General features: G+C 76.3%; 23 protein-coding genes and 1 pseudogene. All 24 read left to right on the top strand.

The window, feature by feature from the left end:
* Window positions 1–105 precede the first annotated feature (105 nt).
* The 24 genes and pseudogenes from GC089_RS15330 to GC089_RS15215 all read left to right on the top strand — a co-directional run bounded on the left by GC089_RS15330 (window position 106) and on the right by GC089_RS15215 (window position 19,965).
* Window positions 106–446 (top strand): annotated as a pseudogene (locus GC089_RS15330) (flagellar basal body rod protein FlgB).
* Complete coding sequence (gene flgC, locus GC089_RS15325; RefSeq protein ID WP_155378363.1) at window positions 446–838, top strand: flagellar basal body rod protein FlgC; 393 nt, start codon at window positions 446–448, stop codon at window positions 836–838. The pseudogene GC089_RS15330 and the gene flgC overlap by 1 nt, the downstream one beginning before the upstream one ends.
* A complete protein-coding gene (fliE, locus tag GC089_RS15320; protein ID WP_155378362.1) occupies window positions 838–1,146 on the top strand; it encodes a flagellar hook-basal body complex protein FliE in 309 nt (102 codons plus the stop codon). The genes flgC and fliE overlap by 1 nt, the downstream gene beginning before the upstream one ends.
* Complete coding sequence (gene fliF / locus GC089_RS15315) at window positions 1,146–2,744, top strand: flagellar basal-body MS-ring/collar protein FliF (protein ID WP_155378361.1); 1,599 nt, start codon at window positions 1,146–1,148, stop codon at window positions 2,742–2,744. Before fliE ends, fliF begins: the two co-directional genes overlap by 1 nt.
* Window positions 2,741–3,739 carry a flagellar motor switch protein FliG gene (gene fliG, locus GC089_RS15310; RefSeq protein ID WP_155378360.1) on the top strand — a complete coding sequence of 333 codons (999 nt, stop codon included), beginning with the start codon at window positions 2,741–2,743 and terminating at the stop codon, window positions 3,737–3,739. Before fliF ends, fliG begins: the two co-directional genes overlap by 4 nt.
* Window positions 3,732–4,418, top strand: coding sequence for a FliH/SctL family protein (locus GC089_RS15305; protein ID WP_155378359.1), 687 nt, complete (start codon window positions 3,732–3,734; stop codon window positions 4,416–4,418). The genes fliG and GC089_RS15305 overlap by 8 nt, the downstream gene beginning before the upstream one ends.
* Complete coding sequence (locus GC089_RS15300; protein WP_155378358.1) at window positions 4,415–5,752, top strand: FliI/YscN family ATPase; 1,338 nt, start codon at window positions 4,415–4,417, stop codon at window positions 5,750–5,752. The genes GC089_RS15305 and GC089_RS15300 overlap by 4 nt, the downstream gene beginning before the upstream one ends.
* A complete protein-coding gene (locus GC089_RS15295) occupies window positions 5,749–6,195 on the top strand; it encodes a flagellar export protein FliJ (protein WP_155378357.1) in 447 nt (148 codons plus the stop codon). The genes GC089_RS15300 and GC089_RS15295 overlap by 4 nt, the downstream gene beginning before the upstream one ends.
* Window positions 6,196–6,981: 786 nt before the next feature.
* On the top strand, window positions 6,982–7,563 hold the full coding sequence (locus GC089_RS15290) for a flagellar hook-length control protein FliK (RefSeq protein WP_155378356.1): 582 nt from the start codon (window positions 6,982–6,984) through the stop codon (window positions 7,561–7,563).
* A gap of 11 nt (window positions 7,564–7,574) precedes the next feature.
* Entirely contained in the window at window positions 7,575–8,036 is a 462-nt protein-coding gene (locus tag GC089_RS19765; protein WP_155378355.1) for a flagellar hook assembly protein FlgD, read from the top strand.
* Window positions 8,037–8,062: 26 nt separating this feature from the next.
* Window positions 8,063–9,241 (top strand): flagellar hook protein FlgE, encoded by a 1,179-nt coding sequence (locus GC089_RS15280; protein WP_155378354.1) that lies wholly within the window; start codon window positions 8,063–8,065, stop codon window positions 9,239–9,241.
* Complete coding sequence (locus tag GC089_RS15275; RefSeq protein ID WP_230684867.1) at window positions 9,238–9,948, top strand: D-alanyl-D-alanine carboxypeptidase family protein; 711 nt, start codon at window positions 9,238–9,240, stop codon at window positions 9,946–9,948. Before GC089_RS15280 ends, GC089_RS15275 begins: the two co-directional genes overlap by 4 nt.
* 148 nt (window positions 9,949–10,096) lie before the next feature.
* The gene (locus tag GC089_RS15270; protein ID WP_230684866.1) at window positions 10,097–10,384 is read left to right on the top strand and encodes a flagellar FlbD family protein; all 288 of its coding nucleotides are present in this window, start codon (window positions 10,097–10,099) and stop codon (window positions 10,382–10,384) included.
* Window positions 10,384–11,175, top strand: a complete 792-nt coding sequence (locus GC089_RS15265; protein WP_155378352.1) for a motility protein A — start codon at window positions 10,384–10,386, stop codon at window positions 11,173–11,175. Before GC089_RS15270 ends, GC089_RS15265 begins: the two co-directional genes overlap by 1 nt.
* Window positions 11,172–12,071: a flagellar motor protein MotB gene (locus GC089_RS15260; protein WP_155378351.1), complete on the top strand. Its 900-nt coding sequence runs from the start codon at window positions 11,172–11,174 to the stop codon at window positions 12,069–12,071. Before GC089_RS15265 ends, GC089_RS15260 begins: the two co-directional genes overlap by 4 nt.
* A gap of 45 nt (window positions 12,072–12,116) precedes the next feature.
* The gene (gene fliL / locus GC089_RS15255) at window positions 12,117–12,641 is read left to right on the top strand and encodes a flagellar basal body-associated protein FliL (RefSeq protein WP_155378350.1); all 525 of its coding nucleotides are present in this window, start codon (window positions 12,117–12,119) and stop codon (window positions 12,639–12,641) included.
* Between the two features lie 150 nt (window positions 12,642–12,791).
* On the top strand, window positions 12,792–13,742 hold the full coding sequence (locus GC089_RS15250) for a flagellar motor switch protein FliM (protein WP_230684865.1): 951 nt from the start codon (window positions 12,792–12,794) through the stop codon (window positions 13,740–13,742).
* On the top strand, window positions 13,739–14,440 hold the full coding sequence (gene fliN / locus GC089_RS15245) for a flagellar motor switch protein FliN (protein ID WP_155378349.1): 702 nt from the start codon (window positions 13,739–13,741) through the stop codon (window positions 14,438–14,440). Before GC089_RS15250 ends, fliN begins: the two co-directional genes overlap by 4 nt.
* A complete protein-coding gene (locus tag GC089_RS15240; RefSeq protein ID WP_155378348.1) occupies window positions 14,440–14,859 on the top strand; it encodes a flagellar biosynthetic protein FliO in 420 nt (139 codons plus the stop codon). The genes fliN and GC089_RS15240 overlap by 1 nt, the downstream gene beginning before the upstream one ends.
* Window positions 14,856–15,716 (top strand): flagellar type III secretion system pore protein FliP, encoded by an 861-nt coding sequence (gene fliP, locus GC089_RS15235; protein WP_155378347.1) that lies wholly within the window; start codon window positions 14,856–14,858, stop codon window positions 15,714–15,716. The genes GC089_RS15240 and fliP overlap by 4 nt, the downstream gene beginning before the upstream one ends.
* Window positions 15,716–15,988: a flagellar biosynthesis protein FliQ gene (fliQ, locus tag GC089_RS15230; RefSeq protein ID WP_155378346.1), complete on the top strand. Its 273-nt coding sequence runs from the start codon at window positions 15,716–15,718 to the stop codon at window positions 15,986–15,988. The genes fliP and fliQ overlap by 1 nt, the downstream gene beginning before the upstream one ends.
* A 28-nt stretch (window positions 15,989–16,016) precedes the next feature.
* A complete protein-coding gene (locus tag GC089_RS15225) occupies window positions 16,017–16,757 on the top strand; it encodes a flagellar biosynthetic protein FliR (RefSeq protein ID WP_155379276.1) in 741 nt (246 codons plus the stop codon).
* The gene (locus GC089_RS15220) at window positions 16,754–17,905 is read left to right on the top strand and encodes a flagellar biosynthesis protein FlhB (protein ID WP_155378345.1); all 1,152 of its coding nucleotides are present in this window, start codon (window positions 16,754–16,756) and stop codon (window positions 17,903–17,905) included. Before GC089_RS15225 ends, GC089_RS15220 begins: the two co-directional genes overlap by 4 nt.
* Window positions 17,902–19,965, top strand: coding sequence for a flagellar biosynthesis protein FlhA (locus tag GC089_RS15215; protein ID WP_155378344.1), 2,064 nt, complete (start codon window positions 17,902–17,904; stop codon window positions 19,963–19,965). Before GC089_RS15220 ends, GC089_RS15215 begins: the two co-directional genes overlap by 4 nt.
* The last annotated feature ends 438 nt before the right edge of the window (window positions 19,966–20,403 follow it).

The raw sequence follows: 20,403 nt of genomic DNA, 5'->3' as shown, positions 1-20,403 counted from the left end.
GGCGGGTGCCGATGGGGCGGTCGCAAGCACGGATGCTGCACAGCCAGGCCACGGATAGGCCGACCCCGCACTCGTCGTCGTCGGTGAGGTGGCCCCCGCATGGGCATGTTCGACTCCGTGAGCTCCCTCGCGCTCACCAGCGCGCTGGACGGCCTCGCGCTGCGCCAGCGCGTCATCGCGGACAACGTCGCGAACCTGCAGACCCCGGGTACCAGGCGAAGCGCGTCGCGTTCGAGGACGCGCTCTCCGCCGCGGTCCGCCGCGGCGACGGCGCCGTGGAGGCGACCGTCGCGCGCTCGCTCGAGCCGACCCGTGAGGACGGCAACAACGTCAACCTCGACGCCGAGACGCTGCTCAACGTCGACACGCAGCTGCGCTACCAGCTCGCGACGCAGGCGATCTCCGGCACGTTCTCCTCCGTCCGCACGGCGATGAGGACGAGCTGATGACGGTCTTCGGCGCGATCGGCATCGCGAGCACCGGGCTCACCGTGCACCGCAAGTGGCTCGACGCGGTCAGCGACAACATCGCCAACGTCAACACCGTCCGCGGCACCGACGAGGAGGCGTTCCGCGCCCGCTACGTCGTCGCGCAGGAGATGGCCGGCGGCGGCGTGCAGGTCGCCGGGGTCGTGCTCGGCGACGCCGAGGGCCGCGTGGTGCACGACCCGGACCACCCGCTCGCGGACGAGCAGGGCTACGTGCGCATGCCCGACGTCGACATGTCCTCCCAGATGACGCAGCTCGTCATGGCGCAGCGCGGCTACCAGGCGAACGCCGCCGTGGTGGACCGCGCGAAGGCGTCGTACGAGGCCGCCCTGCAGATCGGACGCAGCTGATGGTCACCTCCGTCACGCCCGTCACGGGCGTCGCCGGCGTGCTGCCGGTCGCCACCCCCGCCGCCCCCACCGCCCCCGACCCGGCCGCCGGCGCCGCGTTCGCCGGGGTCCTCGGCTCCGTCGAGCAGCTGCAGCAGATGCAGTCGACGTCGCAGCAGCTCGCCGTGCGCGCCGTGACCGGCGACCTCGACGACGTGCACGACTACACCATCGCCTCCGCGCAGGCCTCGCTCGCGCTCGAGCTCACCGCCGCCGTGCGCAACAAGGCCGTCGAGGCGTTCACCGAGATCATGAGGATGCAGGTCTGATGCCCGCCCAGGTGCAGGACGCGTTCGGCCGCCTCGCGGCCGCCGTCAAGCAGTTCTCCCTCGCGCAGCGCACGCTCGCGCTCATCGGCATCGCCGTGCTCGTGCTCGGCGCGGTCGCGCTGTCGAGCTGGATGTCCCGGCCCACGCTGGCCCCGCTGTTCTCGGGGCTGTCCGGCACCGACGCCTCGGCCGTCGTCGACGAGCTGACGTCCGCCGGCGTGCAGTACCAGCTCGCGGACGGCGGCAGCACGGTCCTGGTGCCGCGCGACCAGGTGTACGAGCAGCGGGTCGCGATGGCCGCCGCCGGCCTGCCCGCGGACGCCGACGGCGCCGGGTACTCCCTGCTCGACGCGATGCCCATGACGGCGTCGGAGTTCCAGCAGGAGAAGACGTACCAGCGTGCCCTGGAGGGGGAGCTGGCCAAGACCGTCGGCGCGATCGACGGCGTCGAGGCCGCCACGGTGCGGCTCGCGATCCCCGCGGAGACGGTGTTCGTCGAGGAGCGGCCCGAGCCGACCGCGTCGGTGTTCGTGCGCAGCCGCCAGGGCAGGACCCTCGGCGCGGACCAGGTCCAGGCGATCGTGCACCTGGTGTCCGCCGGCGTCGACGGCATGGACCCGACCGGCGTCGCGGTGGTCGACGCGGACGGCCGCGTGCTGTCCGCGGTCGGCGAGGACGCCACCGCCGGCGGGCTCGCCGACTCGCGGACCGCCGACTACGAGGGCCGTGTGCAGCGCGCGGTGCAGGCCCTGCTCGACCCGCTCGTCGGGCCGGGCAACGCGACCGTGAGCGTCAACGCCGAGCTGGACCTGGCGCAGACCGAGCGCACCACCGAGCAGTTCTCCGCCACGCCGGACACCCCGCCGCTGGGCCGCTCGACCCGCACCGAGGAGTACGAGGGCACCGGTGGCGCGGCCACCGGCGTGCTCGGCCCCGACAACATCGCGGTGCCGCAGGGCCAGGACGGCGGCGCGGGCACGTACTCGACGACGAGCGAGGACGTGACGAACGCCGTGAACAAGAGCACCGAGGTCGTCCGGCAGGCGCCGGGCTCGCTGCAGCGGCAGTCCGTGTCCGTCATGGTCGACCAGGCCGCGGCGGGCGGCCTGAGCATGGCCGACCTCGAGGCGGCCGTCGCGGCCGCCGCGGGCATCGACCCCGAGCGGGGCGACACGCTCTCGGTGCAGCGCATGGCGTTCGACACCACGGCCGCCGAGGCCGCGCAGGCGGCGCTCGCCGCCGAGGACGCCCGGGCGGACGCCGCGGCCCAGTCGAAGCTCGTGCGCGAGCTCGTGATCGGCGGCCTCGTGCTGCTGGTGGTCGTCGTCCTCGCGATCGTGCTCGCCCGGCGCGGGCGCCGTGCACGCCGTGAGTCGCTGGACCTCGGCGAGCTCGACGCCGCGACGGCCGTGCTCCCGCCGCTCGGCCTCGACCGGGACGACGCGATGCCGGTGCTGCCGCCGCCCCCGCCCGCTCCGGTGGTCCCGCCGCCGGTCGAGCGCAAGCGCGCCGAGATCAGCCAGCTCGCCGACGAGCAGCCGGAGCAGGTCGCCGAGCTGCTGCGCGGCTGGCTCTCGACCCCGGCGGGCCGGCGATGAAGCTGACCGGGCGGCAGAAGGCCGCGCTGCTGCTGCTCCAGCTGGGCCGGGAACGGGCCGCGCGCGTCATGTCGCAGCTCGACGTCCCGGAGATGGAGGAGCTGACCGCCGAGATCCTGCGCATGGAGCGCGTCGACCAGAAGCTGGCCGACGAGGTGCTCGAGGAGTTCTACGACGCGTCCGAGATGGGCCCCGGCCTCGGCGGCGGCGTCATGTACGCGCAGCACCTGCTCGAGGCGAACCTCGGCCGCGAGCAGGCGGAGTCGATGATCGAGCGGCTGCAGACGTCCCTCGCGGGGCACTCGTTCGAGTTCCTGCAGCAGGCCGACGCCCGCCAGGTCGCCTCGCTGCTGGACGGCGAGCACCCGCAGACGGTCGCGCTCGTGCTCGCGCACCTGCGTCCCGAGCACGCCTCGGCGATCCTCGCGGGCCTGCCGACGGACGTGCGCGGCGACGTCGCGCACCGCATCGCGCTCATGGAGCGCGCGTCCCCGGACGTCGTGACCGTGGTCGCGGAGTCGCTGCAGCGCAAGGCCTCGACGGTCCTCGCCCCGCGCGAGCTCGCGGCCGTGGGCGGCGTCAAGCCGCTCGTGGAGATCATCAACCGCGCGGACCCGACGACGGAGAAGTCGATCCTCGAGGGTCTGGTGGAGCGTGACGAGGCCCTCGCCGAGGCCGTCCGCAGCCTCATGTTCACGTTCGGCGACGTCGTGCTGCTCGAGGACCGTGCCGTGCAGCTCGTGCTGCGCCAGGTGGAGTCGGCGGCGCTGTCGCAGGCCCTCAAGGGCGCCGGCCCGGAGGTGCGGGACAAGATCCTGCGCAACATGTCCGACCGCGCCCGGGAGAACCTGGTCGAGGAGATGGAGATGCTCGGGCCGGTGCGCCTGTCGCAGGTCGAGGAGGCCCGCGCGGAGATCGTGCAGGTCATCCGCGGCCTCGAGGAGAGCGGCCAGATCGTCGTCCGGCGCGACGCGGAGGACGAGCTCGTTGCCTGACCTCGCCTTCGTCCCCGCGCCGCGCCCCGCGCCCACTCCCGCGCCCCGGCCGGCCCCGGCCGCCGCGGCGGCGCCCGCGCCCGCCCGTCCGGTGCAGTTCGTGCCCCTCGCCGGGGCGCGCACGGCCGACGCCGCCGACCGCGGCGCCGGGTACGCGGCCGGCTGGGCCGCCGGGTACGCGGCGGGAGCGCGCCGCGCCGCGCAGGAGGCCGCGCACGAGGAGGAGCTGCGCCGTGCCGCCGCCGCGGCGGACCGCGAGGCGCGCGCCGCCGCGCACGCCCGCGCGACCGCCGCCCTCGCGCTCGCGGCGGACGCGATGCGCGGGGCGGACGCGCCGGTCCTCGCCTCGGCGCTGGACGCGCTGCGCGCCGGCGCCCTGGAGCTGGCCGAGGCGCTGCTCGGCCACGAGCTGTCGGACGCGAGCGCCGCCGCCCGGGCCGCGCTCGCGCGCGTGCTCGCCGCGCCGGGTCTGCCGGACGAGCTGGTCGTCCGGCTGCACCCGCGCGACCTGGACGCGCTGGCGGCGGACGAGCACGCGGCGGTGCCCCCCGGCCTGCGGCTGGTGGCCGACCCCGCGCTGGCACCGGGGGACGCCGTCGCGGAGCACGCCGACGGCGAGCTCGACGCGCGGCTGGGCACCGCCCTCGCGCGCGTGCGCGCCGCGCTGGGGACCGCATGAGCACCGCGACCCTGCCGGACGCCCCGGCCGACGCGCGCTGGGACGCCGCCCTGCGGGCCGCGCGCCCGGAGGCGGTCGGCCGCGTGCGCGCCGTCGTGGGGCTCTCCGTCGAGACCGTCGGCACGGGCTCCGCCGTGGGCGACCTGGTCTCGATCGGCGACGGCCCCGACCCGCTCGTCGCGGAGGTCGTCGCGACCGCGGCCGGGTCCGCGCGGTGCATGCCGCTCGGGTCCACGGGCGGGCTGCAGGCCGGGATGCCCGTGCGCGGGCACGGCACGGGCCTGCGCGTGCCGGTCGGGCGCGGCCTGCTCGGCCGCGTCCTGGACGGCCTGGGCCGGCCCATCGACGGGCGCGGCCCGCTCGCCGCGGACGCGTTCGTGCCGCTCGACGCCGCGGCACCCCACCCGCTCGACCGGACGCGCGTCGACACGCCGCTCGAGCTCGGCGTCCGGGTGCTCGACTCGCTCGTGACCGCCGGGCGCGGTCAGCGCCTCGGCCTGTTCGCGGGGTCCGGCGTCGGCAAGTCCAGCCTGCTGTCGATGATCGCGCGCGGCACCGAGGCCGAGGTGTCCGTCATCGCCCTGGTCGGCGAGCGCGGCCGCGAGGTGCGCGAGTTCCTCGAGGACGACCTGGGCCCCGAGGGCCTGGCCCGGTCCGTGGTCGTCGTCGCGACGTCGGACCAGCCCCCGCTGGTGCGGCTGCGCTCGGCGTTCGTCGCCACCCGCATCGCCGAGCACCTGCGCGACGCGGGCTCGCACGCGGTGCTCATGATGGACTCCCTGACGCGCGTGGCGATGGCCCAGCGCGAGATCGGGCTGTCGGTGGGCGAGCCGCCCGCGACCCGCGGCTACCCGCCGAGCACGTTCGCGCTGCTCGCGCAGCTGCTCGAGCGCGCCGGCACGGGGCCGACCGGCTCCGTCACCGGGCTCTACACGGTGCTCGTCGACGGTGACGACCACAACGAGCCGGTCGCCGACGCCGCCCGGTCGATCCTCGACGGGCACGTCGTGCTCGACCGCCGCCTGGCGGTCGCGGGGCACTTCCCGGCGGTCGACGCGCTCGGGTCGGTGAGCCGGGTCGCGTCCCGCGTGACGACGCCGCAGCAGCGCGCGGACGCGACGCGGCTGCGCGCGGTCATGGCGGCGCGGCGGCAGGCGCAGGACCTGCTCGACGTCGGCGCGTACGTCGCCGGCTCGAACCCGCTGGTCGACACGGCCGTGGCGCACGCCCCGGCGATCGACGCGTTCCTGCGGCAGGGGATGGACGAGAGCGCGCCGGCGGCGCAGTCGTGGCAGCGGCTGCGGGCGCTGGTGGCGGCGATGGGGGAGTCATGAGCCGACAGTTCCCGCTGGCGGGCCTGCTGCGCGTGCGCGGCATGGCCGAGGACCGGGCGGCCGGTGAGCTGGCCTCGGCGCGGCGCGAGCAGCTGGCCGCGCAGGAGCGCGCCCGCGAGACCGCCGAGATGCTGGGCACGACCGGGCTGCCCGGGGTGCACGACGTCGTCACGTGGCAGGCGACCGTCGCGGGCCGCCTCGCGCTGCAGTCGCTGCTGGTCGAGCGCAGCGACGCCGCGCGGCGCGCCGCGGAGGTGGTCGACGCGCGCCAGGACGCGTGGTCCCGCGCGCGGACCGCGACGCGCACGGTGGAGAAGCTGCGCGACGCGCACGAGGACCAGGTCCGGGTCGAGGAGGACCGCGCCGAGCAGCGCGTCCTCGACGAGGTCGCCGGGCGCGTCCGCGGTGCGGGCGGCCCCGAGCACGAGGAGGAGGGGCGATGAGCGCACCGACCGTCGCCGCCACGGCACCGACGGCACGTCCCGCACCGGCACCCGTCGCGGGGGCGTCCCGCGCCGGCGGGGCAGCGTTCGAGGACGCCCTCGCCGCGGCCGCCGGGGCCCCGGCCGAGCGACCCGGCCCGCGCGACGCCGACCGCGCGTCGCGGGGCGTGGGCGACCGCGGTGCCGGACGTGCCGCCGAGCGCGCCACGGAGCCTGCCACCGGCCGCACCGCCGCCGACGAGACCCCGGCGGGTCCCGACGACACCGCGCCGGCCGGCGACGCGCCCACCGGCACGGGGCGGACGCCACCGGCACCGCGCCCGCCGGGGACGGTGCGGCCCCCGCCGCGCCCGCGCTGCCGCCCGAGCTGGTCGCGCTGCTCACCACCGCGGGTCCGTCGGCCGCGACGGACGCCCCCGCGACCACCGCGCCGGCCGCCGCGGCCGTCCCGGCCACGGCGACCGCGCCCGGAGCCGCCGCAGCGGTCCCGGGGTCCGCCGCACCGACCGCGGGGCGGGTCCCGCCGCGGCCGCCGCGAGCGGGACGGCCCCGGCCGACCTCCTCGTCGAGGTCCCCGCCACCGCCGCGACGACGGCCGGCGGCGCCACGACCGGCACGCCGCCCGCCCCGACGCCCGGCACCACGACACCCGGCACCACCACACCCGGCACGACGACGCCGGGCGCGACGACGGGCACGACGGCGGGCACCGCGACGTCCGGCACGACGCCGGCCGCCGAGACGCCCGTCCCGCCCACCGCCGCGACGGCGGCGGGGGACCCGCCGGTGTCGGCCGGCGCCGGCGCCCCGCCGGCCGGTGCGACGGCCGGGTCCGCACCCGCCGGCGGCGCCGGCGCGACGCTGCCGCCCGCCGTCGCGGTGGTCGCACCCCCGTCGGCCCCGCCGGCGGCGCAGCCGGCGGATCCGGCACCGGACGCGCGCCCCACGTCCTCGCCGGAGCCGCCCCCCGTCGCCGAGCAGCTCGGCGCGCGCGTCCGCAGCCTCGGGCTGGGCCGGCACGTCCTGTCGGTGCCGCTCGACCCCGAGCACCTCGGCGCCGCACGGGTCGTCGCGCACGTCACGGGCGACACGGTGCGGGTCGACCTCGCCGGCGCGACCGACGTGACGCGCGAGGCGCTGCGCGCGAGCCTCGCCGACCTGCGCCGCGACCTGCAGCAGGCCGGGCTGCAGGTCGACGTCGGCCTGTCCGGCGAGCCCCGGCAGCAGGGCTCGGGCCGGCCGGACGCGCAGCAGCGCGACGGCGCGGCCGGCACGCGTCCCGGCGGCACGCCCACGGGCGCCGCCGCACCCGCCACGTCCGCCCCCGCCGTGCCCGCGCACGGCGGCACCCTCGACCTCGTCGTCTGACCGGAGCCCGCATGAGCATCGACGTCTCCTACCTGACCGGCCCCCGCACGCCGGACCCGTCGGGCACCGGCGCGTCCGCCGCGTCCAACGGCGAGCTGGACAAGCAGGCGTTCCTCGAGCTGCTCGTCACGCAGCTGCGCTACCAGGACCCCAGCAGCCCCATGGACGCCTCGGCGCTCATGGCCCAGACCACCCAGCTCACCACGATGGAGCGGCTCGTCGAGCTCTCCGACACCCAGCGCGAGGCGTTCGCGCTGCAGATGCGCCAGTCCGCGGCGGGCCTCGTCGGCCACGACGTCACGTGGACCGACGCCGACGGCACGACCCGGTCCGGCCGGGTCGCGTCCGTGTCCTACGCCGGGACCGTGCCGACGGTGCGCGTCGGGGACGTCGACGTCCCCCTCGACGCCGTCGCCGCCGTCACGGCCGCGGCCCCCGCCGCCGCGCCCGCCGCACCCACGACCTCCGCCTGACGCGGACCACCCGAAGGGAACCGACCATGCTCCGCTCGCTCTTCTCCGGCATCAGCGGTCTGCGCAGCCACCAGACCATGCTCGACGTCACGGGCAACAACATCGCGAACGTCAACACGACGGGCTTCAAGTCCTCGCAGATCCAGTTCCAGGACACCCTGAGCCAGGTCGTGCAGAACGCCGGCGGCGCCCAGGACGGCGTCGGCGGCACCAACCCGGCGCAGGTCGGCCTCGGCGTGCGCGTCGCAGGCATCACGACGAGCTTCACCCAGGGTGCCTCGCAGCTCACGGGCCGCAGCACGGACATGATGATCCAGGGCGACGGCTTCTTCGTGGTCCGCAAGGGGGCCGAGACGTACTACACGCGCGCCGGCTCCTTCGACTTCGACGCGACCGGTCAGATGGTGCTCCCCGGCGAGGGCGCGCTGGTGCAGGGGTGGGCGGCCGTGAACGGCGTCGTCGACACGAACGGCCCGGTGGTCGACCTGTCCGTCCCGGCCGGCGCGGTGATGCCCGCGGTGGCGTCGACGAGCGCGGACTACACCGGCAACCTCGACGCGTCGGCGGCCGTGGGCACGAGCCTGACGCGTGCCATCACCGTGTACGACGCCACGGGCGTGGAGCGCGAGCTCGAGCTCACGTTCACCAAGGACGCGACCGGCTGGTCGGTCGCGGCGACCGACGGCACGACGACGGTCCCGGCCCAGGCGCTGGTGTTCGACGCCTCGGGCGCCCTGACGTCGCCGACGGAGCTGACCGTCGGCGCGGTGGCCGTGGACATCTCGACGATCACCTCCTTCGCCGGGCTGGAGAACGTGCGGGCGCGCGAGCAGGACGGGCAGGCCGCGGGCGTGCTGCAGTCGTTCGCGCTCAACCCGGACGGCACGATCGTCGGGTCGTTCTCGAACTCGCTCAAGCAGGTGCTCGGCCGCATCGCGATCGGCTCGTTCACGAACCCGGCGGGCCTGGAGAAGGCGGGCGGCTCGCTGTTCCGCACGACCGTCAACTCGGGCCAGCCGCAGCTCGGCGCCGCGGGCCAGGGCGGGCGCGGCACGCTGGCCGGCGGTGCGCTCGAGATGTCGAACGTCGACCTGTCGAGCGAGTTCACCAGCCTGATCGTCGCCCAGCGCGGGTTCCAGGCGAACTCGCGCGTCATCACGACGTCGGACGAGCTGCTGCAGGAGCTCGTCAACCTCAAGCGGTGAGCCCCGTCGAGGGCGTCACCGCGCTCGCCGCGCGGGTCGCCGAGATCCGTCAGGTCGTCGAGGGGCGCGCGCTGCCGCGCTCCTCGGCGGCCGGCGGGGCGTCGGGCTTCGCCGCGGTGCTCGCGGCCGAGGTCGGCGCGGCGGGCGGTGTGCTGGGTGGTCCGGCCGTGGGCGGGCTGGGCCCGGTGCTCGGCACGCTGACGACCGGGACGGGCGCGACGGGCGCGGTGTCGTCCGTGCCCGCGGCCGCACCGGCCGTCCCCGTCCCCGCCGGTCCCGACCTCACGCCGTCGTCGGTGCGTCGCATCAACGGCGACGCGCTGCCGGCCGCGCTGGCCGGGTACCAGAACGGGCGCGTGCCGGAGGCGGCGCTCAGCCCGGTCGGCACGGGCGGGCACCGCCTGTTCGCACCGGCGGCGCAGGCCCTGACGTCGATGATCGACGCGGCCGCGCGGGACGGCGTGACCATCGGCATCACGGACACGTACCGCACCTACGAGACGCAGGTGGACCTCGTGCGCCGCAAGGGCCTGTACTCGCAGGGCGGTCTCGCCGCCACGCCGGGCACCTCCGACCACGGCTGGGGGCTGGCCGCCGACCTGCGGCTCGACGACCGCGCGCTGACGTGGATGCGCGCCAACGCGGGCCGGTTCGGCTTCGCCGAGGACACCCCGCGCGAGCCGTGGCACTGGGCCTACCAGACATAGCGGTGCGTGCAGCCGGGCCCGGAGTCCTCACACCGGGCTGTGACCGGCCGATGGGAGGGGCGGTGACGACCCACGGACGGGTCGGCCGGCGGCCGCCACGGCGTCCGCAGCAGCTTGGTGACCAGGGACGGGATGCACCGTGATCGTCGTGACGCGCCTGACCGGAGCGCAGTTCGGGGTCAACCCCGACCTCATCCAGCGCGTCGAGTGCGCCCCGGACACCATCCTCACGCTCGTCGACGGGACGAAGCTCATCGTGCGCGAGTCGCTCGAGGAGGTCATCGCCCTCGTCCACGAGCACCGCGCCTCGCTGCTGGCCCGCTCGCGCGAGCTCGAGGCGCGCGGGCCGCTCGGCGCCGTCCCGGACCCGTCCGACGCCCCCGAGGACGACCACCGCGTGCCCCCGCCCGTGCCGCTCCGACCGAGGAGGCGCTGATGGACCCCGCCGGCCTCGTCGGCCTCGTCGTCGCCTTCGCCGCCATCTTCGGCGCGATGGTGCTCGAGGGTGCCGACCCGACGTCGATCTTCCTGCCCGCGCCGCTGCTGCTCGTCTGGGTGGGCACGCTGGGGGTCGGGCTCGCCGGGCACACCGTGAAGGACGCGCTCGGCGCCTTCGCGGCCGTGCCCCGTGCGCTGCGCAGCCGCGCGCCGCAGCCGGACGCGACGGTCGACGTCGTCGTCGGGCTCGCCGAGCGTGCGCGCCGCGAGGGCCTGCTGGCGCTCGAGGACGCCGCGCGCGACATCGAGGACCCGTTCCTGCGCGAGGGCCTGCGCTCGGCGATCGACGGCACCGACCCCGAGGACCTGCGCCTCATGCTCGAGGACCGCATCGCGAGCAAGCGCGCGACCGACCGCATGCACGCGAAGTACTTCCAGGACATGGGCGGCTACGCACCCACCGTCGGCATCATCGGCACCGTCATCAGCCTGGTGCACGTGCTCGAGAACCTGTCCGACCCCGCGGGGCTGGGCCACTCGATCGCCGCCGCGTTCGTCGCGACGCTGTGGGGCATCCTCTCCGCGAACGTCGTGTGGCTGCCGCTGGGCACCCGCATCCGCCGCATCTCCGACCTCGAGTGCCAGCAGATGGAGGTCACCCTCGAGGGCCTCCTGGCGGTGCAGGCCGGCGCGAACCCGCGCCTGGTGGGGCAGCGGCTGCGCTCGCTCGTGCCCGAGCAGCCGGGCCGCAAGGGCAAGGAGAAGGACAAGGACAAGGCGGCCGCATGAGCGCCGCCACCCGCGTCCACCGCCCGGCCCGCCGAGGCGGGCACGAGGAGGAGCACGTCAACCACGAGCGCTGGCTGGTCTCCTACTCGGACATGATCACCGTGCTCATGGCGCTGTTCATCGTGCTGTTCGCCATCAGCCAGGTCGACCAGCAGAAGTACATCGCGCTGCGCGCGTCGCTCGCGGCGGGCTTCGGCGACCACAGCACGCAGGAGTCGGTGCTCACGGGCAGCGACGGCGTGCTGGACGGGCTGAGCGCGACGGGCACGCAGCAGGCCGACGCGTCGAGCACGGCCGGCATCGTCGACGCCGACGCGGGCCTCGGCGACCAGGCGTCGCAGCCGACGGCGGCGCAGCCGTCCGTCGATCCCGCGGTGCTCGCGGCCGCGCAGGCGGAGGCGGCGCACCTGCAGGAGATCGCCGCGCACATCCGCGGCGCGCTCGCCGGCCAGGGCCTGGACGGCGTCGTGCAGATGCGCGTCGACGAGCGCGGGCTCGTGCTCGGCCTCGTCGCCGACGACGTGTTCTTCGCCCCCGCGTCCGCGCAGCTCACGCCGACCGCGCGGGCCGTCCTGGACGCCGCCGGGCCCACGCTCGTCGCGATCCAGGAGGCCGTGCGCGTCGAGGGGCACGCCAACGTGCTGCCCGTCGGGGGTCGCTACGCGACGAACTGGGAGCTGTCCGCCGACCGTGCGACGCAGGTGCTGCGCCACCTCGTCGAGGCGGACGGCATGCCGCCCACGCGCATCGAGGCCGTCGGCTTCGGTGACGCGCGCCCGCTCGTGGCGGGCATGGACGACGCCGCGCTCGCGGCGAACCGCCGCGTGGACCTCGTCGTGCTGTCCGGCGCGCCCGAGACGGTCCGCGCCCTGCTGCCGGCGGTGGGCGCACCGTGACGCAGCACCCGACCGTGACCGGCCCGACCCCGGGGGAGGAGTGACATGTCGCCCGTCGAGCAGCGAGTCGTGTCCTCGCAGAAGATCGGTGCCCGCCCGCAGCGGCCCATCGGCGCGTCCGCGCCGCCGCCGCCCGTGGAGGAGCCGAAGCCGTCCGGGAAGCGCCGGCGCCTGCTGCTGGTGCTCGGCGGCGTCGTCGTGCTGCTGGTCGTCGCGGCCGCGGCGTGGTTCCTGTTCCTGCGCCCGCAGGGCGGCGAGGCCGCGCACGCGCCCGAGCCGGCGCCCGAGCCGGGCGAGGTCGTGCAGGTCGAGCCCGTGAGCCTCAACCTCGCGGACGGCCACTACCTGCGCATCGGCCTCGGCCTGCAGCTGACCGCCGACGCCCACGGCGCCCCCGACCCGTCCCGTGCCGTCGACGCGGCGATCGCCCTGTACTCCGGGCGCACCGTCGCCGAGGTGCAGGACCCCGCGACCCGCGACGCGCTGAAGGCCCAGCTCGCCGCCACCCTGGCCGAGGTGTACGAGGGCGAGGTGATGGACGTCTACCTGACGAGCTACGTCACGCAGTGACGTGACCTGCCGGGCGCCACGGACGGCGCCCCCGTCGCTCCCTGCGCCGCCGCCCCGCGTCGGCCGCGCGACCGCACCCAGGACGGGTCGGGGGAGATTCACCCGCGCGGGACCGCTCACATCGACCCGGTGGCGGTCGATGGGCCAGTCGTGACAGCCGCCCCGACCACACCCGCGCGCGCCGTCGTGCCCGCGCGCCGGCGGTCGCGCACGACCGACCCGGTGCCGTACGACTTCCGCCGCCCCCTCACGCTCTCGCGCGAGCACGCGCGCCACCTCGAGATGGCGTTCCAGCGGTTCGCCCGCCTGTGGGGCACCCAGCTGACCGCCCGGCTGCGCGCCCTGTCCCAGGTCACGTTCGAGGACCTCGCGCTCATGCCGTACGACGAGTACGTCGGCGGTCTGCCCACCCCGACGGGCCTGTTCCTGTGCACCGTCGAGACGCCCCGCGGCACCGCGCTGCTGCAGCTGCCCGTGGCCGGCACCCTCGTCTGGGTCGACTACCTGTTCGGCGGCACGGGCCGCGGCGACGACCGCGAGGGCCGCGAGCTCACCGAGATCGAGACGACGGTCGTGCGCGAGGTCCTCGACCACGCGCTGGGCGACCTCGGCTACGCGTTCGCGGCCATCGCCCCGCTGGCCCTGTCGGTGCGCTCGGTGCAGTACAACCCGCAGTTCGTGCAGGCCGTCGCCGCGTCGGACGCGGTGCTGGTCGCGACGTTCGGCCTGCGCGTGGGCGAGCGCGTGGACACCGCGACGCTGATGCTCCCGGCCGACCCGCTGATGAACGCGCTGCGCGCGCCCGACCAGGGGCCCGCCGGCGACGACGCCGTCGCCGCGGCCGCCCGCACCGCCCGCGCCGACCTCGAGCGCGCGACGCTCGAGGTGCCCGTGGACGTCGTGGTCCGCTGCACGCCGCGCACCGTCCACCCGCGCGACGTCGTCGGCCTCGCCGTCGGCGACGTGCTCCCCCTGTCCCACCCCGCGAGCAGCCCGCTCGAGGTCGTCGTCGAGGACGTCGTGCTCGCGCACGCCGCCGTCGGCAGCCACGGGGCCCGGCTCGCCTGCCAGGTCGTCAGCGTCGAGGAGAACCGCGCATGAACCCCACCGCCACCGTCGCCGCAGCGGCCGCACGCGCCGCCGCCGCGGCCGCCACGCTCGTGCCGGCCGCCGCCCCGCTGACGGCCGTGCCGGCCGCCGACGCACCGCCCGCCGACTCCCCGGCGGTCGCCGCGGGCGTCGTCGGCCCCCGCGGCGGCGACCTCGTCGTCGTGCTCGGCCCGGCCGTCGTCCAGGCCCTCGCGGACGGTGCCGTCGCCGGCGCGCCGCTCGACCCGGCCGAGGCGCTGCGGCCCGCGCTCGCGGCGGCCGCCGCCGAGCTCGGCGACGGCGTCCTCGGCGCGGCCCGCGCGACGACGGCCGGCGAGGCGCTCGCCGCCGACGCCCAGGTCTTCGCGCTGCAGGCCGACGGCGCGACGCTCGCCTGGTGCGCCGTGCGGGTGCGTGCGGAGGAGCCGGCGGCCCGGACGGCCGTCCCGACGCAGCGCGGCGCGCACCTGCGCGTGCTCTACGACGTCGAGATGACGCTGACCGCCGAGATCGGCCGCACCAAGCTGCCGCTCAAGCAGGTCCTCGACCTCACGCCCGGCGCGGTGCTCGAGCTGGACCGCACCGCGGGCAGCCCCGCCGACATCGTCGTCAACGGGCGTCTCATCGCGCGCGGCGAGGTCGTCGTCGTCGACGAGGACTACGGCGTGCGCGTCACCGAGATCGTCGCCGGGTCGGACTCGGTCGGCTGATGGACGAGCTGCTGGTCGTCGGGCGCGTCCTGGTCTCGCTCGCGGTCGTCGCGGGCCTGATCTGGTACCTGGCCCGGCGGTTCGGCGGCGCCGGGCGCACGCCCGCCGACGACCGCGAGCCGCACGTGCGGGTGGTGGACCGGCAGGCGCTGGGCCGCAGCGCCGGCGTCGCGGTGGTCGCCGTGGGCAGCCGCCGCCTCCTCGTCGGCTTCGGCGAGCAGCAGGTCACGATGCTCACCGAGCTCGGCCCCGTGCACGAGCAGCCCGCGCCGGCCGTGCCGGCGCCGCGCCCGGCGCCCCGCGCCGACGCGCTGCCCGGCGCGCAGCTCCCGACGGGCGGGCTCGCGGGCTCGGTGCTGTCCCCGGCCACGTGGCGCGCGACGGTGCGCGCCCTGCAGGACCGCACGGTGCGCAGATGACGACGGCCGCACCGGTGGGGCGGCCGGCCGGACGCCGCGCCGCGCTCGTCCTGCTCACCCTCCTCCTGCTCGCGCTCCTCGGCGTCGCCGGGGCGGGCGGCGCGCAGGCCGCGGTCGGCCCGACCCCGCCCGCGGGCCCTGCGGCCCCCGCCGCCCCGGCCGCCCCGGCCGCCCCCGGCCTCGGCGACTCCGTGACGGTCGGGATCAACGGCATCAACGGCACCCCGAGCAGCTCGATCGTCGTCCTGCTCGGCATCACGCTGCTGTCGGTCGCGCCGTCGCTGCTGCTGCTCACGACGAGCTTCACGAAGATCCTCGTCGTCCTGTCGCTGACGCGGAACGCGCTCGGCCTGCAGGGCGTGCCGCCCAACCAGGTGCTCGCCGGGCTCGCGCTGTTCCTCTCGCTGTTCGTCATGGCGCCGGTCCTGGCCGGGGTCAACGACGCCGGCGTGCAGCCCTACCTCGACGGCCAGCTGACCTTCACGCAGGCGGTCGACGCGGGCTGGGCCCCGCTGCGCGAGTTCATGCTCGCGCACACGCGCGAGGAGGACATCGCGCTGCTCACCCGCGCGGCCGACGCGCCCAACCCCGCGACCCCGCAGGACGTCACCTTCCAGGTGCTCGCGCCGGCGTTCCTGCTCTCGGAGCTGCGCGCCGCGTTCATCATGGGCTTCGTCATCTTCGTGCCGTTCCTCGTCATCGACCTCGTCGTCTCCGCGGCGCTGATGTCGATGGGCATGATGATGCTCCCGCCCGTCATGGTGTCGCTGCCGTTCAAGCTCCTGCTCTTCGTCCTCGTCGACGGGTGGGGCCTCGTGGTCACCTCGCTCGTCGGCTCCTACACCGGGGCCGGCTGATGGAGCCGAACGCCGTCCTCGACATCGCCCTCGACGCGCTGGTCCTCTCGGCCAAGCTCTCCGCGCCGGTGCTCGTCACCGCGCTCGTCGTCGGGTTCGCGGTCTCCCTGGTGCAGTCGGTGACGCAGATCCAGGAGGTCACGCTCTCGTTCGTGCCCAAGGCGCTCGCGGCCGCCGTCGCGCTGCTCGTGTGCGGGCACTGGATGATCACCGAGCTCGTGTCGTTCACGCACGAGCTGTTCGCCCGCATCCCGGGGCTCGTGGGCGGCTGACGTGGACCCCGCGGCCGTGACCCTGCCCATGCCCGCCGTCGTGACGACGCTGCTCGTCGCGGTGCGGATGATCGCGTTCCTCGTCGTCGCGCCGCCGTTCGCACAGCGCGGCGTGCCGGGGCCGGTCAAGGTGGCGCTCGGCACCGGGCTCGCCCTCGCGGTGGCGCCGGGGCTCGACCCCGTCGAGCCGGCGAGCACGGCCGCGTTCGTCGGTGCGCTCGTCGTGCAGGCGCTCGTCGGCGCGGGCACGGGGTTCCTCGTCTACCTGCTCTTCTCGGCCGTGCAGGCCGCCGGCGGGCTCGTCGACATGTTCGGCGGGTTCCAGCTCGCGGCGGGGTTCGACCCGCTGATGATGACCAACGGCGCCCAGTTCAGCCGGCTCTACCAGCTGCTCGCGGTCGTCCTGCTGTTCGCCTCGGACGGCTACCAGCTCGTCGTGGGCGGGCTCGTGCGCACCTTCGACGCCCTCCCGCTGGGCGTCGGCGTCGACCTCGCCCGGCTGGGCACGGCCGCGGCGACGGGCCTGACGGACATGTTCCTCGCCGCCCTGCAGATCGCCGGGCCGCTGCTCGTCGTGCTGTTCCTCGCCGACGTGGGCCTCGGGCTGCTCACGCGCGTCTCGCCCGCGCTCAACGCGTTCGCGCTCGGCTTCCCGCTGAAGATCCTCATCACCCTCGTCCTCGCCGGGTTCGCGCTGCTCGCGCTGCCGGGGATCGTGCGCGCGCTCGCGGGCGAGGCGCCGACGCTCCTGCCGGGGGCCCTGCGGTGAGCGGCGGCGGGGAGCGCACCGAGAAGGCCACGCCCCAGCGGCTCAAGGACGTGCGGCGCAAGGGACAGCTGGGCCGCTCGCAGGACCTGTCCGCCTGGGTCGCGCTGGGCGTCGCGGCCGCGATGCTGCCGGGCGTGCTCGTGCGCGGCCGCGACGCCGCGCTCGACCAGATGATGCACGTGACCACCGCGGCGCGGACCGCCGACGTGCAGCTCGCGGTCGACGTGCTGCGCGACGCGCTGGTCAGCGTGGGCGCGACGCTCGGGCCGCTGCTCGCCGTGCTCGTCCTCGTCACGGTCGTGGTGGCCGCGGCGCAGGGCGGGGTCCACCCGCGCCGCCTGACGCCGAGGTTCGACCACCTCAAGCCGAAGTCGGCCGTCCAGCGGCTGGTCGGCGCCCAGGCGTGGTGGCAGGGCGCGAAGACGCTGCTCAAGACCTTCGCCGTCGCCGCGGTGCTCGTCGTGGGCGTGCAGCAGCTCGTGCCCACGCTCATGGCCTCGGGCCGGCTGCCGCTGGCCGCGCTGCTCGACGCCGCGGGCGCGGGCACCGCGGCGCTGCTCACCTGGGGCGTCGCGGCAGGTCTGCTGCTCGCGTTCGCCGACCTCGCCGTCGTCCTGCGGCGCAACCGCAAGGCCACGCGGATGACGAAGCAGGAGGTCAAGGAGGAGAACAAGCGCACGGAGGGCGACCCGCTCGTCAAGGGCGCGATCCGCCAGCGCCAGGCGCGCATGAGCCGCAACCGCATGATGGCGGAGGTCGCGGGAGCGGACGTCGTGCTCGTCAACCCCACGCACGTCGCCGTCGCGCTGCGCTACGAGCCCGGCACCGGTGCGCCCCGCGTGGTGGCGAAGGGTGCGGGCGCGGTCGCCGCCCGCATCCGCGAGCTCGCCGGCGAGCACCGCGTCCCCGTCGTCGAGGACGTGCCGCTCGCCCGCGCGCTGCACGACGCGTGCGACGTCGGCACCGAGATCCCCGAGCAGCTGTTCACCGCCGTCGCGCGCGTGCTCGCGTTCGTCATGGCGCTGCGCCGTCGCGGCGCCGCCGCGGGCCGGCACCGCCTGCCCACCGGCTCGGCCCTGCCCGCCGGCACCCCCGTCCCCACCCGCCGCGAGCGCGTCCGCTCCGCACGAGCGAGGAGAGACCCGTGAAGAACCGACCGATCGCGCAGATGGCGGTGCCCGTCGGCGTCGTCGGCGTCGTGCTGCTGCTGGTCGTGCCGCTGCCGCCGCAGCTGCTCGACCTGCTCATCGTCGTCAACATCACCGCGTCGCTCGTCATCCTGCTCACGAGCATGTACGTGAAGCGGCCGCTCGACTTCTCGGTGTTCCCGTCGCTCATCCTCGTGTTCACGCTGTTCCGCCTCGGCCTCAACGTGGCCAGCACGCGGCTCGTGCTGCGGGACGGGTTCGCCGGCCAGGTCATCGACGCGTTCGGCCACTTCGTGGTCGGCGGCTCGCTCGTCATCGGCCTGGTGATCTTCCTCATCCTGGTCGTCATCCAGTTCGCGGTGATCACGAACGGCGCGGGCCGCGTCGCCGAGGTCGGCGCGCGGTTCACCCTCGACGCGATGCCCGGCAAGCAGATGGCGATCGACGCCGACCTCAACTCGGGCCTCATCGACGAGGAGGAGGCGCGGCGCCGGCGCGCGGACATCGCGGCCGAGGCCGACTTCTACGGTGCGATGGACGGCGGCTCGAAGTTCGTCAAGGGCGACGCGATCGCGGGCATCGTCATCACCGTCATCAACCTGGTCGGCGGGTTCGCGGTCGGCATGCTCCAGATGGGCATGAGCGCCGGTGAGGCGATCGAGCGCTTCAGCCTCCTGACCATCGGCGACGGCCTGGTGACGCAGATCCCCGCGCTGCTGCTGTCGGTGTCCACGGGCATCGTCGTCACGCGCGCGACGGCCGAGGGCGACATGGGCACCGTCGCCTCGAAGCAGCTGCTGCAGTCGCGCAACGCGCTGCTCATCGCCGGCGGGGCCGCGGTGGCGCTCGCGCTGCTGCCGGGCATGCCGAAGCCGCCGTTCCTGCTGGTCGGCGCGGGCCTGCTCCTGCTGGGCCAGCGCGTCGGCGCGCGCGAGAAGGCCGCGGACCTCGCCGCCCGGGTCGAGGCGGACCAGGCGCAGGTCGTCGCGGCGCCGAGCGCGGACAGCCCCGAGCAGCTCATCGAGCAGATGCGCGTGCACACGCTCGAGATCCTGCTCGCGCCCGACCTCGTCGACCTCGTCGGCACCGGCCCGGAGCAGGACCTGCTCGCCCGCGTGCGCGGCCTGCGCCGCAAGGTCGCGCTCGACCTCGGCATCGTCGTGCCGCCCGTGCGCACGCGCGACAGCGTGGACCTGCCGCCCGCGACGTACGTCGTGCGGATCGCGGGCGTCGAGGTGGGCCGGGGCCAGGCACCCGCGGGTCGCGTCCTCGCGCTCGGCGACGACCTCGCGGCGCTGCCCGGCACGGCGGTGTCCGAGCCGGTGTTCGGCCTGCCCGGAAAGTGGGTGCCCGCGGAGCTGCGGCACGCCGCGGAGATGACGGGCGCGACGGTCGTCGACCGTGTGTCCGTGCTCATCACGCACCTCGGCGCGCTCATCTCCTCGCACGCCGCCCGCCTGCTGGGCCGCGAGGACGTGCGGGTGCTCACCGAGGGGCTCAAGCAGGTCAACCCGTCGGTCGTCGAGGAGCTCGTGCCGTCCCTGCTGTCGCTGGGCGAGGTGCAGCGCGTCCTGCAGGGCCTGCTCACCGAGCAGGTCCCGATCCGCGACCTCGGCCGCATCTACGAGGCGCTGACGCTGCGCGCCCGCGTCTCGACGGACCCCGAGGGGCTCGTCGAGGCCGCGCGCGGCGCGCTGGGCCCGGCGCTCGCGGCCCCGTACGTGCACGAGGGCGTGCTGCGGGTCGTCACGCTCGACCCGGTGCTCGAGCACCGGCTCGCCGAGAACCTGCGTCCGGGCGACCAGGGCAGCCAGCTGCTCGTCGAGCCGCAGCGGCTCGACGCGATCCTCGGCCAGCTGCGCGTGGCGGTCGCCCGGGCGGAGGCCGACGGCCGTGGGGTCGTGCTCGCGTGCGCGCCCGCCATCCGGCCCGCGCTGCGCCGGCTCGTCGCGCTCGGCGACCCCCGCCTGCCGGTGCTGTCGTACACCGAGGTCACGGCCGCGGGTGCGCAGGTCGACACCGCCGGGGTGGTGAGCGGTGACCACGCGATTGCTGCTTGAGGGGGACGACCTCACCGAGCTGGTCACGCACGTGCGTGCGCAGTTCGGGCCGACCGCGCGCATCGTGCAGGCCGAGCGCGTGCGCACCGGCGGCCTCGCCGGGTTCTTCGCCAAGGAGCGGTACGAGCTGACGGTCGACGTGCCGGACGAGCCGGACCAGCCGCTGCGCCGGTTCGCGCACCGGCCGCCGGCTCCGGTCGTCCCCGCGGACGCCGGCGGCCCGGCCGGGCTCGAGGCGCTGCTCGACGCGGCGGACCGCGCGGAGGCCGGCGCGGGGCCCGGCGACCCGGACGACGCGGCCGCGCCCGCGGGCGCGGCGCTCGCGCGCGCCTCGGACGAGGGGCGCGTGTCGACGTCGTCCCCGGACTTCGCGAGCGTGCTCGAGCAGGTGCGCGCCGGCGTCGGCGTGCCGGCCGCGGACGTCGAGGTGCCGCCCCC

Origin of the sequence: Cellulomonas sp. JZ18, from assembly GCF_009720485.1 — a bacterium.
In the GTDB taxonomy this organism is placed as follows: Bacteria; Actinomycetota; Actinomycetes; order Actinomycetales; family Cellulomonadaceae; genus Cellulomonas.
The sequence above is the reverse complement of the archived record's forward strand: the minus strand, read 5'-3'. Positions and strand labels throughout refer to the sequence as shown.

What these genes read in the sequence shown, in the direction of transcription:
- flgC (WP_155378363.1), top strand. Translation starts at nt 446, where the DNA reads ATGACGGTCTTCGGCGCGATCGGCATCGCGAGCACCGGGCTCACCGTG.
- fliE (WP_155378362.1), top strand. Translation starts at nt 838, where the DNA reads ATGGTCACCTCCGTCACGCCCGTCACGGGCGTCGCCGGCGTGCTGCCG.
- fliF (WP_155378361.1), top strand. Translation starts at nt 1,146, where the DNA reads ATGCCCGCCCAGGTGCAGGACGCGTTCGGCCGCCTCGCGGCCGCCGTC.
- fliG (WP_155378360.1), top strand. Translation starts at nt 2,741, where the DNA reads ATGAAGCTGACCGGGCGGCAGAAGGCCGCGCTGCTGCTGCTCCAGCTG.
- GC089_RS15300 (WP_155378358.1), top strand. Translation starts at nt 4,415, where the DNA reads ATGAGCACCGCGACCCTGCCGGACGCCCCGGCCGACGCGCGCTGGGAC.
- GC089_RS15295 (WP_155378357.1), top strand. Translation starts at nt 5,749, where the DNA reads ATGAGCCGACAGTTCCCGCTGGCGGGCCTGCTGCGCGTGCGCGGCATG.
- GC089_RS19765 (WP_155378355.1), top strand. Translation starts at nt 7,575, where the DNA reads ATGAGCATCGACGTCTCCTACCTGACCGGCCCCCGCACGCCGGACCCG.
- GC089_RS15280 (WP_155378354.1), top strand. Translation starts at nt 8,063, where the DNA reads ATGCTCCGCTCGCTCTTCTCCGGCATCAGCGGTCTGCGCAGCCACCAG.
- GC089_RS15265 (WP_155378352.1), top strand. Translation starts at nt 10,384, where the DNA reads ATGGACCCCGCCGGCCTCGTCGGCCTCGTCGTCGCCTTCGCCGCCATC.
- GC089_RS15260 (WP_155378351.1), top strand. Translation starts at nt 11,172, where the DNA reads ATGAGCGCCGCCACCCGCGTCCACCGCCCGGCCCGCCGAGGCGGGCAC.
- fliL (WP_155378350.1), top strand. Translation starts at nt 12,117, where the DNA reads ATGTCGCCCGTCGAGCAGCGAGTCGTGTCCTCGCAGAAGATCGGTGCC.
- fliN (WP_155378349.1), top strand. Translation starts at nt 13,739, where the DNA reads ATGAACCCCACCGCCACCGTCGCCGCAGCGGCCGCACGCGCCGCCGCC.
- GC089_RS15240 (WP_155378348.1), top strand. Translation starts at nt 14,440, where the DNA reads ATGGACGAGCTGCTGGTCGTCGGGCGCGTCCTGGTCTCGCTCGCGGTC.
- fliP (WP_155378347.1), top strand. Translation starts at nt 14,856, where the DNA reads ATGACGACGGCCGCACCGGTGGGGCGGCCGGCCGGACGCCGCGCCGCG.
- fliQ (WP_155378346.1), top strand. Translation starts at nt 15,716, where the DNA reads ATGGAGCCGAACGCCGTCCTCGACATCGCCCTCGACGCGCTGGTCCTC.
- GC089_RS15225 (WP_155379276.1), top strand. Translation starts at nt 16,017, where the DNA reads ATGCCCGCCGTCGTGACGACGCTGCTCGTCGCGGTGCGGATGATCGCG.